This window comes from Thermocrispum municipale DSM 44069 (assembly GCF_000427825.1).
GTDB lineage: Bacteria > Actinomycetota > Actinomycetes > Mycobacteriales > Pseudonocardiaceae > Thermocrispum > Thermocrispum municipale.
Window position 1 is genome coordinate 76,535 of record NZ_ATYT01000005.1, and the last position, 15,985, is coordinate 92,519.

General features: G+C 68.1%; 14 protein-coding genes and 1 pseudogene. 10 read left to right on the plus strand and 5 right to left on the minus strand.

Going from position 1 to position 15,985, the window contains the following annotated elements; all coding sequences use genetic code 11:
- Positions 1-27: 27 nt before the first annotated feature.
- Entirely contained in the window at positions 28-603 is a 576-nt protein-coding gene (locus YWM_RS0105620) for a TetR/AcrR family transcriptional regulator (RefSeq protein ID WP_211232438.1), read from the plus strand.
- A 27-nt stretch (positions 604-630) separates the two neighbouring features.
- Here YWM_RS0105620 and YWM_RS0105625 read toward each other — a convergent pair whose 3' ends face one another.
- Positions 631-1,230, minus strand: a complete 600-nt coding sequence (locus tag YWM_RS0105625; RefSeq protein WP_028849888.1) for a TetR/AcrR family transcriptional regulator — start codon at positions 1,228-1,230, stop codon at positions 631-633.
- Positions 1,231-1,342: 112 nt separating this feature from the next.
- Here YWM_RS0105625 and YWM_RS0105630 point away from each other — a divergent pair, with 112 nt between their 5' ends.
- Genes YWM_RS0105630 through YWM_RS0105640 form a run of 3 tightly spaced genes read left to right on the plus strand, consistent with a single transcriptional unit; the run spans position 1,343 to position 3,467 of the window.
- A complete protein-coding gene (locus YWM_RS0105630) occupies positions 1,343-1,756 on the plus strand; it encodes a nuclear transport factor 2 family protein (protein WP_043659836.1) in 414 nt (137 codons plus the stop codon).
- The gene (locus YWM_RS22370; protein ID WP_084612203.1) at positions 1,753-2,646 is read left to right on the plus strand and encodes an ergot alkaloid biosynthesis protein; all 894 of its coding nucleotides are present in this window, start codon (positions 1,753-1,755) and stop codon (positions 2,644-2,646) included. The genes YWM_RS0105630 and YWM_RS22370 overlap by 4 nt, the downstream gene beginning before the upstream one ends.
- A gap of 14 nt (positions 2,647-2,660) precedes the next feature.
- Positions 2,661-3,467 (plus strand): MBL fold metallo-hydrolase, encoded by an 807-nt coding sequence (locus YWM_RS0105640; RefSeq protein ID WP_028849890.1) that lies wholly within the window; start codon positions 2,661-2,663, stop codon positions 3,465-3,467.
- Positions 3,468-3,768: 301 nt separating this feature from the next.
- Here YWM_RS0105640 and YWM_RS0105645 read toward each other — a convergent pair whose 3' ends face one another.
- The 3 genes from YWM_RS0105645 to YWM_RS0105655 form a co-directional block, all read right to left on the minus strand.
- Positions 3,769-4,698: a hydroxymethylglutaryl-CoA lyase gene (locus YWM_RS0105645; RefSeq protein WP_028849891.1), complete on the minus strand. Its 930-nt coding sequence runs from the start codon at positions 4,696-4,698 to the stop codon at positions 3,769-3,771.
- Positions 4,695-6,017, minus strand: coding sequence for a hydroxymethylglutaryl-CoA reductase, degradative (locus YWM_RS0105650; protein WP_342664928.1), 1,323 nt, complete (start codon positions 6,015-6,017; stop codon positions 4,695-4,697). The genes YWM_RS0105645 and YWM_RS0105650 overlap by 4 nt, the downstream gene beginning before the upstream one ends.
- A gap of 61 nt (positions 6,018-6,078) precedes the next feature.
- Positions 6,079-7,911 (minus strand): helix-turn-helix domain-containing protein, encoded by a 1,833-nt coding sequence (locus YWM_RS0105655; protein ID WP_028849893.1) that lies wholly within the window; start codon positions 7,909-7,911, stop codon positions 6,079-6,081.
- Between the two features lie 200 nt (positions 7,912-8,111).
- Here YWM_RS0105655 and YWM_RS0105660 point away from each other — a divergent pair, with 200 nt between their 5' ends.
- The 5 genes and pseudogenes from YWM_RS0105660 to YWM_RS0105680 all read left to right on the plus strand — a co-directional run bounded on the left by YWM_RS0105660 (position 8,112) and on the right by YWM_RS0105680 (position 15,027).
- Positions 8,112-10,169, plus strand: coding sequence for a hydantoinase/oxoprolinase family protein (locus YWM_RS0105660; RefSeq protein WP_028849894.1), 2,058 nt, complete (start codon positions 8,112-8,114; stop codon positions 10,167-10,169).
- A 117-nt stretch (positions 10,170-10,286) separates the two neighbouring features.
- Positions 10,287-12,345 (plus strand): annotated as a pseudogene (locus YWM_RS22375) (hydantoinase B/oxoprolinase family protein).
- 2 nt (positions 12,346-12,347) lie between these two features.
- Positions 12,348-13,607, plus strand: coding sequence for a CaiB/BaiF CoA transferase family protein (locus tag YWM_RS0105670; RefSeq protein WP_084612225.1), 1,260 nt, complete (start codon positions 12,348-12,350; stop codon positions 13,605-13,607).
- Positions 13,607-14,392 carry an enoyl-CoA hydratase/isomerase family protein gene (locus YWM_RS0105675; RefSeq protein WP_028849896.1) on the plus strand — a complete coding sequence of 262 codons (786 nt, stop codon included), beginning with the start codon at positions 13,607-13,609 and terminating at the stop codon, positions 14,390-14,392. Before YWM_RS0105670 ends, YWM_RS0105675 begins: the two co-directional genes overlap by 1 nt.
- A 140-nt stretch (positions 14,393-14,532) precedes the next feature.
- Positions 14,533-15,027, plus strand: a complete 495-nt coding sequence (locus YWM_RS0105680; protein ID WP_028849897.1) for a hemerythrin domain-containing protein — start codon at positions 14,533-14,535, stop codon at positions 15,025-15,027.
- Positions 15,028-15,054: 27 nt separating this feature from the next.
- Here YWM_RS0105680 and YWM_RS0105685 read toward each other — a convergent pair whose 3' ends face one another.
- Positions 15,055-15,396: an antibiotic biosynthesis monooxygenase family protein gene (locus YWM_RS0105685; protein WP_043659838.1), complete on the minus strand. Its 342-nt coding sequence runs from the start codon at positions 15,394-15,396 to the stop codon at positions 15,055-15,057.
- Positions 15,397-15,454: 58 nt separating this feature from the next.
- Between YWM_RS0105685 and YWM_RS0105690 the strand changes: the two genes are divergently transcribed.
- A complete protein-coding gene (locus YWM_RS0105690) occupies positions 15,455-15,901 on the plus strand; it encodes a MarR family winged helix-turn-helix transcriptional regulator (RefSeq protein WP_028849899.1) in 447 nt (148 codons plus the stop codon).
- Positions 15,902-15,985: the final 84 nt, after the last annotated feature.

Here is a 15,985-nt window from a genome sequence, read left to right on the forward strand (position 1 = left end):
TCCGTTAGGCTCGATCGCGTGACGTCATTGCGCATCCAGCAACGTGAGCGGACTCGTCGTCAGCTCCTCGACGCGGCCGTTGCGTGCCTGGTGGATTACGGCTACGCCGGAACGACGACCCAACGAGTGCAGGAGCGGGCGAATTTGTCGCGCGGCGCGCTGCTCCACCACTTCGCGTCCAAGGCGGAATTGCTCGTCGCCGCCATCCATCTCATCGCCGACGAGCGGCTGAAAGCACTGCACGCCGCGGTCGACGGGATCGAGCCGGGGCCACGGGCATTTGCACAGGTGGTGAACGCGATTCAGGATGCGATGTCTGGCCCGCCGTTCGTGGCGGCACTCGAGCTGTGGATGAGCTCGCGTACCGACACCGAGCTGCGCGAAGCGTTGATCCCGGCGGAGCGGCGGCTCGGCAGGGAGCTGCGCGACATCTTCACCCGCGCCCTTGGGGACGACGATTCGCGGCAGACTCGGGTCGCTTTCAATTCGCTGGTCGTACTGTTGCGCGGCCTTGCCGTCACCAGTGTGCTGCGCGATGACGCCGAGCGTTCGGACGAGGTCATCAACTACTGGTTGCAACGCATGGCCCCCACGAAGGCGTAGCGGGCCTGTGTCGATCCGGCCGGCCGCTCAGGTGTCGTCGGGCAACCGGAGCGACAGGGTGTGTGTGGTGAATGCCTGAAGGTTCGCTCGGATCTCGGCGGGGCTGCGCTTCTCCACGGAGGCCATGTGCTGAAGGAGATCCGCGCGTACTGCGGCCAGCAGCACGTGTGCGACCCATCCGGCGTGCACCCCGCCGCCGGATGCGGTGACGAGGTCGGTGAGGAGCTCGTGGACGGCCACGTAGTCGGCCGACTCGTGCAACCGGTGCGCGGGTGTGCCGCCCTCCTCGAGCGCGATCATCAGGTGCGCGTTCTCGAGCTTGATCGCCGCGATCGCGTCGATGATCGCCACGATGCGCTCCCGCGGCGTGCCCGACGGCCCCAGCGGCGGGGGACCGTTCTCGATCCGGTCGCGTAGTGGTGCCAGCCGTGCCGCGTAGACCTGCCTGATCAAACCCGTCCGGTCGCCGAACCGGCGGAACAGGGTTCCCTTGCCCACCCCGGCCGCCGCCGCGATGTCGTTCATGGACACCGTGTGCGGGTCGGCCGACTCGGCGAACAGCCGGTCGGCGGCGTCCAGAATGGCGCGCCGGTTGCGTGCCGCGTCGGCCCGCTCCTTGCCTGTCACGTCGTGCTCCACCGTTGGCTAAACGGACCACTGGTCCGTATAGTGGTCGATATCCGGACTTGCAGTCCGGATAGTACCCACGGTTCACCCCGGCAGGAAGGACGACTCAGCGGTGACCGACGACGAGATCCGACAGGCCAACCTGGCCGTGCTGCAGCGCTACCGGTCGCTGCTGTTCGCCCACCGGTTCGACGAGTGGATCGAGCTCTGGGCCGACGACGGGATCTGCGAGTTCCCGTTCGCCGCCGAGGGTCGCCCGAAGCGGCTCGAGGGAAAGGCGGAGATCCTCGCTTACATGACGCGGTTCCCCTCGCGGTTCTCGATCGAGGGTGTGGACCGGATGGAGATCCACCAGTGCCTGGACCCGAACACCGTGATCGCGGAGTTGGCGATCCGCGGACGCGCGAGCGGGACGGGCAAGCCGTACCACCAGCAGTACGTCGTCGTGGCACAGTTGCGCGACGGCAAGCTGGCCCACTACCGGGAGTACTGGAATCCCGTTGTCTCGGCGGAGGCCTTGGCATGAGCCGCCCGGTGTTGGTGACCGGGGGGACGGGCAAGACAGGGCGGCGGTTGCTCATGGCACTGCGCGCACGTGGTGTGCCTGCTCGTGCGGCGTCGCGGCGACCGGGGCAGGGCCGCGTCCACTTCGACTGGACCGACCGCAGCACATGGGACGCCGCCGTTGACGGGGTCGGCTCGGCGTATCTCGTGGCACCGAGCGGCATCGCCGACCCGGTCTCTGTGGTGATCGAGTTCGTCGAGGCCGCAATGGCACGGGGTGTGACCCGATTCGTCCTGCTCAGCGCGTCGCTGGTGGAAGCCGGTGGCCCGGGCATGGGACAGGTCCACCAGTGGCTGGCCTCGTCGGCTGCGGAGTGGGCCGTCCTGCGCCCCTCGTGGTTCATGCAGAACTTCTCGGAGGGCCAGCACCGTGCCACCATCCGCGACGAGCACGCGATCTATACCGCCGCAGGCACCGGACGTATCCCTTTCATCAGTGCTGACGACATCGCCGAGGCGGCCGCCACGGTGCTGACGGCCGCCCAGGCGCCGAACACGGACTTCGTGCTCACCGGCGCCGAGGCGCTCAGCTACGACCAGGTGGCCGCCCGCATCAGCGCAGCGGTCGGGTTCACTGTCACGCATGAGCAGATAAGCGCTGAGGAGCTGGTCGCCCGGCATATGTCAGCGGGCCTCGGTGAGACACATGCGAAGACTCTCGCGGCCATGGACGTGGCCGTCGCCCAAGGCGCCGAGGACCGGACGACCCCGGATCTCCAGCACCTCATCGGCAGGGCGCCGGTGTCCTTCTCGAGCTTCGTGGCCCACAACGTCGCGGTGTGGACGGACGGTCGGGGGGTAGGCGCCCGTGTGGCGATGAGTTCTCGCGGGGACCCGCGTCTACTCCGGTAACCAGAGGAGGCGCCATGCTCGAGCAGATCGCCGAAGGCGTGTTCGTCCACCAAAGCCAGCTGCTGAGGAACAACACCACGGTCGTTCAGGGCGATGACGGTGTGCTGCTTGTTGATCCGGGCACCAGTCGTGACGAGCTGCGCTGTCTCGCGCGTGATCTCCGAGAGCTAGGGCAGCCGGTGGTCGCCGGGTTCGCTACCCATCCCGATTGGGACCACGTGCAGTGGTATGCGGAATTCGGCGACGTCCCGCGTTACGGGACCGCCCGGTGCGCGACCTTTATGCGCGAATTCCTGAGCAAGCTGGACTGGCGGGAGCGCGCCGTCGCGATGCTGCCGCCTGAGCTTCTCGACGACCCTCCGCTGGACGGGTTCGGCCGCATCACGGCACTGCCCTCGGGCGGCCACGTTCCATGGGACGGGCCACGCATCCGGGTCGTCGAGCATCGCGGACACGCCGAAGGCCACGCGGCGCTGGTCATCGCGGACCGGCGGGTGCTGGTGGCAGGGGACATGCTGTCGGACCTGTTCGTGCCGATGCTTGATTTCGAAGGACCGGACCCGATCGGCGACTACCTCGACGGCTTGCGGCTGATCGAGGAAGCGGCGGCTGCGGCAGACGTCGTCGTCCCCGGTCATGGGTCTGTGGCGCAGGGAGCCGAGATACGCACCCGGATCGCCCGGGATCGTGCTTACGTGCGGGCGCTCGGGGGTGATCAGCGGTTCGCTGATGCCCGGGTCAGCGGGCCGTTCGAGCCCGGCTGGGAATGGGTCTCTTCCATCCACGAGGGGCAGCTGAACGTCGTCGGGCCCGGGTCGTAGGGCATGTTCTCGCTCTCGGCCAAGGCGACCACGGCGACGGTCGAACTCAAGCAAGACCCCGGCTGGTTCGTCGCGACATGCGGCGAACCAACCGGGGCGGAAGGGAGGGCGCGGCTGCTACTTGGTTCCGGACGGGAAGCCCGGGTCCTTACCGAACGAGTCGACCCAGAGCCGGGCGATCTTTCCGGAAAAGAACTCGGTCGCATAAATCGCATTGTCCGGTCCGCGTTTGATCTCGTCCGCGGAACTTCCGGTCGTCTGTTCGCCGGCCGGTCCGCGAGCTCGGCCGACCGTGTGGGTGCTAGGACGACTGGAAAGCCCGGACGACCGCCGACGGACTCGGTCTGCCCAGCTGCTCGGCCATCCACACGCTGGCCTCGACCAGCTTCGCCAGGTCGACGCCGGTCGCGACACCAAGCCCGTCCAGCTGCCAGATGAGGTCTTCGGTGGCCAGATTCCCGGTGGCACTCTTGGCATAAGGGCAGCCACCCAGTCCACCGGCCGATGTGTCCACGGTGGTCACGCCGTGTTGCAGCGCGACCAGCGTGTTGGCCAAACCTTGGCCGTAGGTGTCATGGAAATGCACCGCGATCCGCTCGATCGGGACACCGGCCGCGGTCAGCGCTCGCAGCAGGGCGGCGACCCGGCCCGGTGTGGCCACGCCGATGGTGTCGCCCAGGCTGAGCTCGGTGCAACCGAGCGAAATCAGCGCCGTAGCGACGCGCACGACCTGGTCTGCGGGCACTTCGCCTTCCCACGGATCGCCCCAGCACATCGACAGGTAGCCACGCACCGGCACGTCCGACTCACGTGCCTTGGCGATCACCGGAGCGAACATCTCCAGCGACTCGTCGACCGTCCGGTTGAGATTGGCCTTGGCGAAGCTCTCGGTGACCGAGGCGAACACGGCGATGTCGGTGACGCCCAGGCCCAGCGCCCGCTCCAGGCCACGCATGTTCGGCACGAGCACCGGATACCGCACACCCGGACGGCGATCCACACGGTTGAGCACCTGTTCGGCGTCGGCCAGCTGCGGCACCCACTTCGGGTGGACCATGCTCGTCGCCTCGATGACGGTGTGCCCGGCATCCGCGAGCCGTTCGATGAACTCGACCTTCACCCCGGTGTCCACCGGGACGGGCTCGTTCTGCAGCCCGTCCCGTGGCCCGACTTCGCAGATGGTGACCGACTCCGGCAGCCCGGGCAGCCGTTCGAGTCCGTACCGCGTCATCGACCTGCCCGTACCTCGGCAAGAATCTGCTCGGCGTAGTCGACCCGCACCTTTTTGTCCGCGACCATCCGGGCGGCCACCACCGGGACCTCATCCGGCGTGGCACCCACCGACGACGCGATGTTGCGGGCGTGCAGCGACATGTGCCCGCGCTGAATGCCTTCCGTGGCCAGGGCTCGCACGGCGGCGAAGTTCTGGGCCAGGCCGACCGCCGTGATGATCTCGGCCAGTTCGGAGGCGGTCGTGACGCCGAGCAGTTTGATCGCCGCCTGAGCGGCCGGATGCACCTTGGTGGCGCCACCGACCAAGCCGACCGGCATCGGCAACTCCAGGACCCCGGCGACGTTGCCGTCGGCGTCCTTCTCGAACCGGGACAACGACGTGTAGCGGCCGTCCGGGGAGATCGCGTGCGAGTGCGCGCCGGCTTCCACGGCCCTGGTGTCGTTGCCCGTGGCGAGCACCACCGCGGTGATGCCGTTCATGATGCCCTTGTTGTGCGTGGCCGCCCGGTACGGATCGGATTCGGCCAGTGCGGCGGCGTGAATGATGTTGTCCACGACCTCGGGGCCGCCGAGCGTCTCCGCGTCGAACACCGCGCGGGCGCGCGCCAGCCGCATGTCGGCCTTGTTGGTCAAGATCCGCAGCAAGCTCCTGCCGCCCGCGATCTCGGCGGCGCGCGAGGCGACGGCCTCCGCCATCGTGTTCACCGCGTTCGCGCCCATGGCGTCGCGTACGTCGACCTGAAGATGTGCGACGACGTAGGTGCCGGCGCGCGATGGAACCAAGCGGACGCTGATGTCCCGCACCCCGCCACCGAACTCGACCAGCTTCGGGTCCTGCGCATTGGCCAGCTCGATCAGCTCGTCGCGGGCCTCCAGCAGCCTCACCCGGCCCGCCTCCGGGTCGGAGATGCCGATGATCTGCACCTGTGCTTGCATGATCGGCGGCGTGGACGACGTGGTGAAGCCGCCGTGCACCCGCGCCACCTTGGCGGCGTTGCTGGCCGCGGCGACCACGGACGCTTCCTCGATCGCCATCGGCACCAGCACATCGGAGCCGTTGACCACGAAGTTCGTCGCGACGCCGATCGGCAGCCCGAGAATCCCGGCCACGTTCTCGATCATGTGATCGGCCAGCTCACTGGTGAGGCCGTGCGCGGGATCGAAAGCGGAGATGGCCGCCGGGTCGAGACCGGCCGCGTCGGCCACGGCTTTGCGCCGGTCCGCAACGGAAAGGTCCCGAAGACCTGGGATACGGCTGGTGGGTGCCATGTCGAGTCCTTGCCTGTTCGTGGGCCTGTCGCGGGTAGCTACGGGCAAGGACGCTAATCGCCACCAGCTCGTCACGGAACGTACCGATCGTCCACGGTTCGGCGGTGACTTATGGACGTTTGGTCAACCGCGCCAACCGCACCGCGACGGTGATCCGGAACAGGTAGTCCGGCTCCTGCCACGACGGACCGAGCAGCTGGGTCAGCCGTTCCATGCGCTGCAGCACGGTGTTCTTGTGCAGGTGGAGGGCGCGGGCGGCACCCACCGGGCTCATCTTGTTCTCCAAGTACGCGGCCAACGTCGGCAGCAGCTTGGCGGAGTGCTCGGCGTCCCAGTCGAGTACCGGACCGATGACCCGTCGCACGAACTCCTCCACTCGCGTCTCTCCAGGGCCGAAGAGAGCGGTGTACGGGAGGTATTCGTCGGTCGTCACGGCCGTGTCGGTCAACCCGAGAGACGGCAGGATACGCAGGCACGCAGCCGCGGCATCCACCTGTTCCCGCAGGTCGGCCGTGACATCGGCGACCGGGGCGGCGACTGCGAGTACCGGCCCGTTGATCGCCCGGCGGACCGCACGATGCACCCGCCTGCTCGCCTTGTGCGGGTCGGTGTCCCCGGTGAGGGCGACGACGTGTTCCGCATGCCCGCCGGCGAGCCCGCCGATCGGCCGCAACGCATGGAACGTGTCCCGGCGATGGGTCGACGGCACACTGAGCACCACCACCGAGCGCAGCGAGCCAAGCTTGATGCCCTGCGCACGGGCCCGGGCGTCGATGTCCGCCCGCCGGTCCGGCGAATCGGACAGCAGGTCGGCGAGCAAATCCCCGCGCACCCGCTTCTGCGCCTCGAGCATCGCCTCGTGCTTGAGATTGAGCAGTGCGGTGATCTGCGCGGCCCCCTCGGCGGTGCGGAACTCGGTTGGCCCGAAGTCGACCTCGCCTTGCTCCAACAGCAACGCCGTGAGCCCGGACGTTCCCACCACCGCAACGACGAACGAGTCGTCTCCGACGGCCACGCAACGGCCGCTCTGCCTGCTGCGGTCGACGGCTTCGCGCAGCGGCTCACCGATGTCGTCGGCGTCGAGCAACTTCACGTGACACCGCAACGCCCGGCCCAGTGCCACGGCAACGTCCGGTGCCTCGCCACCCTGCAAGATCAGATTGGTGAGCTCGTTGTGCACCTCACTGGCCCGTTCGACCGCTTCGACATGCCGGGACAGCTCGCCATAGGCCTGTCGTGCCTGGTCAGCAGCGTCTCGCGCCCGCGCGAGGAGCCGAGCCGTTTGCAGCACCACGGCGGCGTGGTCGGCGAACGCGGTCAGCAGTGAGATCTCTTCGGGGGAGAAGGCGTGCTCGAAGCGGTTGGCGGCGAACAGCACGCCGAGCACCTCGTCATCGGCCAGCAGCGGGACGCCGAGCAGCGACACCAGGCCCTCCGCCTTCACCGCCGCATCGATGGTCGAATCGTGCGGGACCTGCGTCAATGTGGCATACCGCGAGGTCCAGCATGGGCGGCGTTCCTCGACCACCTGGCTGGCCAGCCCGACGCCGGGCGGCACGCGCAAGCCGTGGAACGCCGACGAAATGGACCCAAGCGTGGTGCGTACCCGTAGCTCCCGGGTGTCCGGGTCGAACTCGGACAAGTACGTGACATCGGTGCCCATCAGGTCGTGCGCCCGCTCGACCAGCCGGTTCAGCAGTTCGTCGACGTCGCGCAACTGCACCAGCTCACGCGCCGACGAGAACAGCGCGGTCAGTTCCCGCCCTCGGCGGCGCCAGCGGTCCGAATTGGCGCGCAGCCTGCGCATCTCGTAAGCGATCTTGGCCGCCACGTTGTCGGGCAGGTCCAGCTCGGACAGCAGCCCGTCCACATCGATCTCTTGGTCGGCGGACGCGGCCTGGAGCAGTGCGACGACGCTGGCGACCGGGATGGTGTCCGGCATGACGCCCCTTGTGCCGATGGGACAGGAAGTTCCGGCGGATAGTTGACGGATGATACATAGCCTCGGCTCGTTGACAACCGTAGCGTCAGTGGCTGGGATGGCGGAATTTCAGGGCAATTCGAAACCCTGTTGGTGCGGACAAAGACCCTTCCCGCCGGGGCGGCAAGCAGCACCAACCCAGGTGAGAGGGACGGTGAGCAATGGCGCTTCACGTTGGCATCGACGTCGGTGGGACATTCACCGATGCCGTGGCGATCGTTGACGGGCGCGTGATCCGCGGCAAGGCGTTCTCCACCAAGGACGTCACCACCGGGATCCTCGGCGCCCTGGACGTGCTGCGGGACCGGGTGGGGATGACCGAGGAGGAGTTCTTCCCGGCGGTCGACCGGTTCGTCCTCGGCAACACCATCGTCACCAACGCGGTCGACGAGCAGAAGTATGCCGCGGTGGGGCTGCTGACCACGCAAGGGTTCCGGGACACCCTGCGCATCGCCCGCTCGGCCCGCACCGACGAACGCGACCCGCACAAGATGACGCCGCCGCCGGACATCGTGGACCGGCGCCGTATCGTCGAGGTACCGGAGCGCATCGACGCCCACGGCAACGTCCTGGTCCCGCTCACCGAGGAAGCGATCGGCGAAGCGGTCGAGAAGGTGCTGGCCACCGGAGCGGAAGCGATCGCGGTGTGCCTGCTGTGGTCGTTCCGCAACTCGGCCCACGAAGAAGCGATCGGCGCGTACCTGGACGCTCACCACCCGGACATCCCGTACACGTTGTCCAGCCGTCTCACCCCGGTCTACCGCGAATACGAGCGCACGGTCACCACGGCACTGGATGCCGCGGTCAAACCGCTGGTGGCCTCGCACTTCGAGCACCTGGCGGATGATCTGCGCCGCAAGGGCCTGGGCGCCCGAGTGCAGATCATGCAGGTGCACGGCGGGTTTTTGTCGGTGGAGGAGACCAGCAAGGCGCCGATCTCGATGTTCAACTCCGGCCCCGTCGGCGGCGTCACCGGCGCGCGGCTGCTGGGCAAGCGGCTGGGGCGGCGCCGGGTGCTCACCGCGGACATGGGCGGCACCAGCCTGGACGCCGCGGCCATCCTGGACGAGGAGTTCCGGCTGCTGCCGAGAGCCGAGATCGGCGGCCTGCCGACCAGCCTGACCGCGGTGGACATCGAGACCATCGGCGCGGGCGGCGGCAGCCTGGCGTGGGTGGACGGACGGAACCTGCTGCGAGTCGGCCCGCAAAGTGCCGGCTCGACACCGGGCCCGGCTTGCTACGGCAAAGGCGGCACCCGGCCCGCGGTCACCGACGCCGCACTGGTGCTCGGCCTGATCAACCCCGACTACTACCTGGGCGGCACGGTCCCGCTGTACGAGCAGAAAGCGCGGGAAGCGCTGCGCAAGCACGTAGCCGAACCGCTCGGGATCAGCGAGGACGCCGCCGCGGAGGGTGTGTACCGGCTGGCCACTTCGCAGATGTCGAACGCGCTGCGCAAGATCACCGTCAACCGAGGGCACGACCCGCGCGAATTCACGCTCGTCGGCTTCGGTGGCGCGTGCGGCCTGTTCGCCGCCGCCATCGCCGGGGAGGCCGGGGTCCGGGAGGTCGTCATCCCGCGTAACGCCGCGGTCTTCTCCGCTTACGGGCTCATGCACGCCGACTCGGTGTTCTCCGCCGTGCAGACCAGCCCGTGGACGATGGACCAGCCCGCCGAGGTGCTGGAGAAGGAATTCGCCGCGCTCGAGGAACGCGCGCAGAAGTGGTTCGAAGCCGAGGGCATCCCGGAGGATCGCCGCGAACTGCAACGCGAAGCGGACATGAAGTTCGTCGGCCAGATCTTCGAGGTGACCACGCGGTTGCCCGCGCACCCGTTCGGCGAGGACGACAAGGAGATGCTCCGGCAACGCTTCGTCGCCGACTACGAGGAGGAGTTCGGCACCGGCACCGCGTGGACCGAGGCCGAGATCCTGCTGGTCAACACCCGCGTCCGGGCCATCGGCCGCAGCGACGTGCAGGCCGTGCGACGCGGCGCCGACATCACCGACGAACGGCACGAGCACAGCACCCGCGTCGTGCTGGAACCGCACACCGGTGAGCGCGTGAAGATCGATGTGCACCGCGGGTTCGGGGCGCTCGGCCGCGCTGACGGTCCCTGCCTGCTGGAAGAACCGGACACCACCGTCTACGTCCCCAGCGGCGCCACCGTCGAGCTGACCGACGACGGCGACTTCCTGCTGCGCCTGGCCGACCGCTGATCCCTGCGCCCGTGAAGGAGACGACCCATGACCACCTCCCAGCTGAAGCTCCCCGAGGGATTCGACCCGGTCACGCTGGAAGTCATCCGCATGCGCCTGGACTCCATCGTGGAGGAAATGGGCATCGCGATGATCCGCTCGTCCGGCTCCCCGGTGATCACCGAGGCCGGTGACTTCAACACCGCGCTGTTCGACCCGACCGGCCGGATCTACGCCTACTCCGACTATGTGCAGTTCCACATCGGCTCCGGCAGCGTCGCGGTGCAGAACCTGGTGAAGGAGATCGAAGGCGAACCGCTCGCGCCGGGCGACGCGTTCATCTGCAACGACCCGCACACCGCAGGGGCCAGCCACCCGCCGGACACCAATGTGATCTCGCCGATCTTCCACGGCGATGAACTGATCGGCTGGGCGCAGTCACAGGCTCACCTGGTCGACGTCGGTGGCATGACCCCCGGTGGCTTCGCGCCCGGCGCGCATGACTGCTACGCCGAAGCGCTGCGGCTGCCGCCCGGCGTCAAGGTGTTCGAGCGCGGCGAGCCGGTGGAGTGGGTACGCCGGATCCTGTTGAAACGTGCGCGTGCCCAATTTGTACTGGAACGACGTACGCAGCCTGGTGGCCAGCAACAACACCGGTATCCGGCGGTTGCTGGGCACCATCGAGGAGTTCGGGCTGGAGACGTTCCGCGAGTACACCCGGCTGTCGTTCGAACTGGCCGAGCAGGTGGTGCGGGAACGCATCCGGGCCATCCCGGACGGCACGTACCGGGCCGAGGAGTGGACCGAGCACAACGGCCATGTCGACGAGCTGTACCGGGTCGCGTGCGAGATGACCAAACGTGGTGACCAGATCACGTTCGACTTCACCGGCTCCAGCGAGCAGACCGATGGCTTCATCAACTGTTCGTACGGCGCCCTGGTCGGCAGTGTCGCCACCGCCATCGTGCCGATCCTGGCGTGGGACGTGCCGTTCAACGAAGGCGTGATGACCGCGTTCGACATCATCGCCGAACCCGGCTCGATCGTGAACCCGCGGCCGCCCGCCCCGATCAGCAACGGGCACCTGACCACCGGTGCCCGGGTCAGCCGCGTGGTCACCAAGCTGATGAACGAGGCGTGCCACAACAGCGGCAACGAGCTGGTCCGCAACCGCACGCAGGGGGTGTGGGGCGACTCGTGGACCGGCGGCATCTCGGCGGGCAACACCGACGCGGGCGAGTACTTCGTGCTGTTCAACATGGACGGCGGCGGAATGGGCGCGGGCGCTCAGCCGGACGGCGACGGGCTGGACTGCGCGGGCATGATGACGCAGGTCAACAACATGCTGCCGGATGTCGAGATGAACGAGATGCTCTATCCGGTGCTGTACTTGTGGAAGCAGCTCAACATCGACAGCGCCGGGCACGGGGCGAACCGCGGCGGCCTCGGGATGCGTTTCGCGTGGACGCTGCACGGCGCGAGCGAGGTCACGCAGACGGTGTTCGCACCCAGCTCGCAGGTGGTGGCGGACGGATTCGGCGGTGGTCTGCCGGGCGGCGGAAGCGGCCATGAAGTCTGGCGCCGCACCGACGTGGAGCAGCTGCTGTCCCAGGGGCGGATTCCGAACCCGGACGTGTTGAGTGCCGAGGAGAAGCAACTGCTGGAGATCAATCAGCAGTCGGTCTCGATCAGTACCGGCGACGTGTTCGTGCAGTGGATCGCGGGCGGCGGTGGCTACGGCGACCCGCTGCTGCGTGACCCGCAGAAGGTCGCCGACGACGTGCGCGACGGCTATGTGACCGAGGAAGTGGCGCGGAAGACCTACGGCGTGGTGTTGAACGACGGGCAAGTCGACGAGGACGCGACGCAGCAAATTCGCAACGAGATCCGCCGCAACCGCCTCGGCCAGGACCTCGCACGCGAAGTGCTGGCCGCCCCCGCAGGGGCGTCGGCCCCGCGCCGTGATGCCGACGGCTGGTTCGTCCCGGCCAGTGGCGCTCGTCTGGGCGATGGTGACGACTGGCGTCCGGCCGCGCGCAAGGTCACGCATGTGGCGTCCGACCGGTTGGCCGAGCACGGGGTCCGGATCCGCCCGCGCAGCAACGGCGAGCGCGTGCTGATCGACGAGTACTACAGCCCCGAATGCGGGACTTTGCTCGAGGCCTGCATCAGGGTGGAGCCGGAAGCGGGGAAGTGATCATGACCGGCAACGATTTCGACGCCATCGCCCGGATGCTGCCCGGAGTACCCGCCAAGGGTGCGCTGCGCGGCGTGGTGGTGCTGGACATCACCCGGGTGGTGGCGGGCCCGTTCTGCTCGATGTTGCTCGCCGACCTCGGCGCGACCGTGATCAAGATTGAGAACCCGAACGACCCGGACTACGCCAGGGACTTCCCGCCGAAGCTGAAATCCGGCACGGGTGAGGAGTTCAGCGCGTTCTTCGCGCAGTTCAACCGCAACAAGCTCGGGCTGACCCTGGACCTGGCCCAGCCGGAGGGCAAGGAAGTGCTCAAACAGCTGGCCCGGCGGGCGGATGTGCTGGTGGAGAACTTCCGGGCGGGCACGATGGACAAGCTGGGTGTCGGCTACCGGACGCTGCGCGAGGAGAACCCGCGGCTGGTCTACACCGCGATCTCCGGTTACGGCCAAACCGGGCCCTACAACCGCCGGCCCGCGTACGACAACAGTGCGCAGGCCGCGGGCGGGTTGTGGTCGATCAACGGTTTCGCCGACCGGCCGCCGGTGCGGGTCGGCACGATCATCGGCGACCTGTCCGCCACGATGTACGCGGTCATCGGCACGCTCGCGGCGCTCCGGCACGCGGAGAAGACCGGCGAGGGCCAGATGGTGGACATCTCTCAGCAGGACTCGGTGCTGAGCTTGACCGAGAACGCCGTGGTGTCCTACACGGTGGACGGCAAGGTGCCGGGGCCGCTGGGCAACGAGCATCCGTTCGTCAAGCCGTACGAGCTGTACCCGTGCAAGGACGGGTACGTGTTCTTCGGCGGCTACACCGACAAGTTCTGGCGGCTGTCCTGTCATTTGTTCGGGCAGCCGGAGCTGGCCGAGGACCCGGAGATCGACACGATGGCCAAGCGGTTCGATCCCGATGTCTACGAGCGGCGGGTGCGGCCGGTGCTGCACAAGTGGTTCGAGGACAAGACGAAGGCCGAGCTGGAGGAGATCGTCGGGGACGCGGTGCCGCTGAGCGCGATCAAGAACATCCGCGAAGTGGTCGAGGACCCGCAGATCGCCGCCCGCGACATGATCGTCGACGTCGAGTATCCGGAGTTCGGGCAATTGCGCATGTTCGGTTCGCCGATCAAGCTCGACGGCACGCCCACCGACCCGCGCGGTCTGGCGCCCAAGGTGGGCGAGCACGCGGACACCGTGCTGCGGGCACTGGCCGGACTGGACGATCAGCGGATCGCCGAACTGCGGGAGAAGAAGGTCATCTGATGGGCGGTATCACCGTGGAGCGCGACGGGCCGGTCGGCATCATCTACTTCGACCGGCCCGACAAGCTCAACGCGTTGACGCTGGCGATGTACGACGAGCTGGGGGAGGCGTTCGCGGAGGTCCGCGACGACGATTCGCTCGCCGTCGCGGTCCTCACCGGCCGGGGTGACCGCGCGTTCTGCGTGGGCGCCGATCTCACCGAGTCGATCCCGGCGCTGGCCGAGGGCCGGTTCGACATTTCCGAGTGGGACGCCGCGCACCAGAAGCACACCACGCTGTTCAAACCGGTCATCGCCGCGATCAACGGGCTGTGCCTGGGTGGCGGCTTCGAGATCATGCTGTCCACCGACATCCGTATCGCCGCCGACACCGCCGAGTTCGGCCTGCCGGAGAGCGGCGTCGGGGTGGTGCCCGCCGGGGGCACGCTGACCCGGCTGACCAGGCAGATCCCGTACGTGTGGGCGATGGAGCTGATGCTGCAGGCGGACCGCATCTCGGCCGCCACCGCGTTGCGGTACGGCCTGCTCAACCAGGTCGTCCCAGCACCTGCCCTGCTCGACACCGCGCTCGAGCGCGCCCATCGCCTGGCGACCCGCAGCGGCACGGCGCTGGAGACCATCAAGGAGGCCGTGCTCCGGCTCGGTGACCTGCCACAGGATCAGGCGTTCCACAGCGAAGCGCTGTACGGGCAGAAGGCCTTCATGTCGGCCGACGCCCGCGAAGGCCTTGCGGCGTTCGCGCAGCGTCGGCCGCCGAAGTTTCCCTCGCGCGACCCGATGGTCTGATAGCATCCACGCCAGCGTCGCGTGCCGGTGGCGGACAGCGTCAGGCATGGAGGCGCGGGAGCGAAAGGTAGTCAATCCGTTGCACGTCTTCGTGCCCGGTGTTTGTCTTCAAATCATTGATGTTCCGGCGGTGATGCGCCGTGGATGAGCGCGCCCGCCTGATCGCTTGGCGACATGAGCTGTCGTCGGTGCATCACCGGCTCCGCGATGCCATGCAGGTCGTTCGCGAAGCGCTGGATGACGCCGCGGATGCGGTCGACGTTCACGCCGATGTCGCCCGTGACCTGCAGGTGTACTGTCGCGCGTTCTGTGCGGCGTTGGACGGTCACCATCGCGGCGAGGCGGAGGCGTTGTTCCCCCGCCTGCGACGTCAACGTCCGGAGTTGGCCGAGGCGATCAATTCGCTGCTGCAGGACCACAGCATGATCGACCACCTGCTCGGCGGTTTGCGGAAAGTACTGGACAGCAGCGACTCGACGTCGGCGGATGTCACCCAACATCTGGATGGCATCTCCGCGGTCATGGAGACCCATTTCCGCTACGAGGAGAAGGTGCTCGCAGCCGCTCTCGACGAGCTGGCCGATCCTGACCTCGATCTCCCCACGGCACTGGGGCCGCTGGCCGACGTTCGGTGACGCGCCGGCCAGCGGCGTCAGCCGCTGCTACGCGTGGTGGATCGCGCGGACGCGCACCAGCGTGGGGTCGTAGCTCTTCGCGATGGCGGCCGCCTGCCCGATGTGTTCCCGGACGTCGGGGCGGCTCAGCGCCTCTTTGTAGGCCTGCTCGCTGCTCCACTGCGCGTAATTGATGACCCGGCCGCCGTCCAGGCTGGTGTGCAGGTTGGCGGAGATGAAACCGGGCACGCCCACGAAGACCTCCTCGGTGGCCTTGTCCAGGGCGGCGAGCAGTTCGTCCTGTCGCTCGGGATCGACGGTGAAGACGTTCACCAGCGTGACCTGGTCGGAGTTCTCGGTGATCTCGATCGTGCTCTGCGGGCTGGTCATCGGTACTCCCTTCAATGTCAGCATGTTGACATCAACCAGCGTATGTCAGAATGCTGACATGAGTCAAGGCGAGGTGCTCGGACCGCTGGACGAGTCGGTGGGATACGTGTTGAAACGGGCGGCCAACGCGTTGCGCTCGGCCATGGAGGCCGCACTGCGACCGCTGGATCTGACCGTGCCGCAGTACTCCTGCCTGGAGGTCCTCGCGCAGCGGCCGGGGTTGTCCAACGCCGAGCTGGCCAGGGCGGTGTTCGTGACTCGTCAGTCGATGAACCTGGTGTTGCGTGGGCTGCAGGAGCGCGGCCTGGTCGCCCGCCCGGACAGCGCGCCGCACGGCCGCGCCCGACCGACCGAACTCACTCCAGCCGGCCGGGAACGGCATCGCGAGGCGAGCGCTGTCGTGCGCGCGGTGGAGAGGCGCATGCTGGAGCCGCTGTCCGACGGCGAGCAGGAGCAGCTGCTTCGCGGTCTCGTCGCGTGCGTCGAGGCGCTCGGCACCGAGTAAGGGTCACGTCGCGCCGAGGCGCATGGGGTCTTGCTGGTCGCCGCGCCGACCAAGGTGGCTCGCGGCCACGGCCGCCACGGAGGA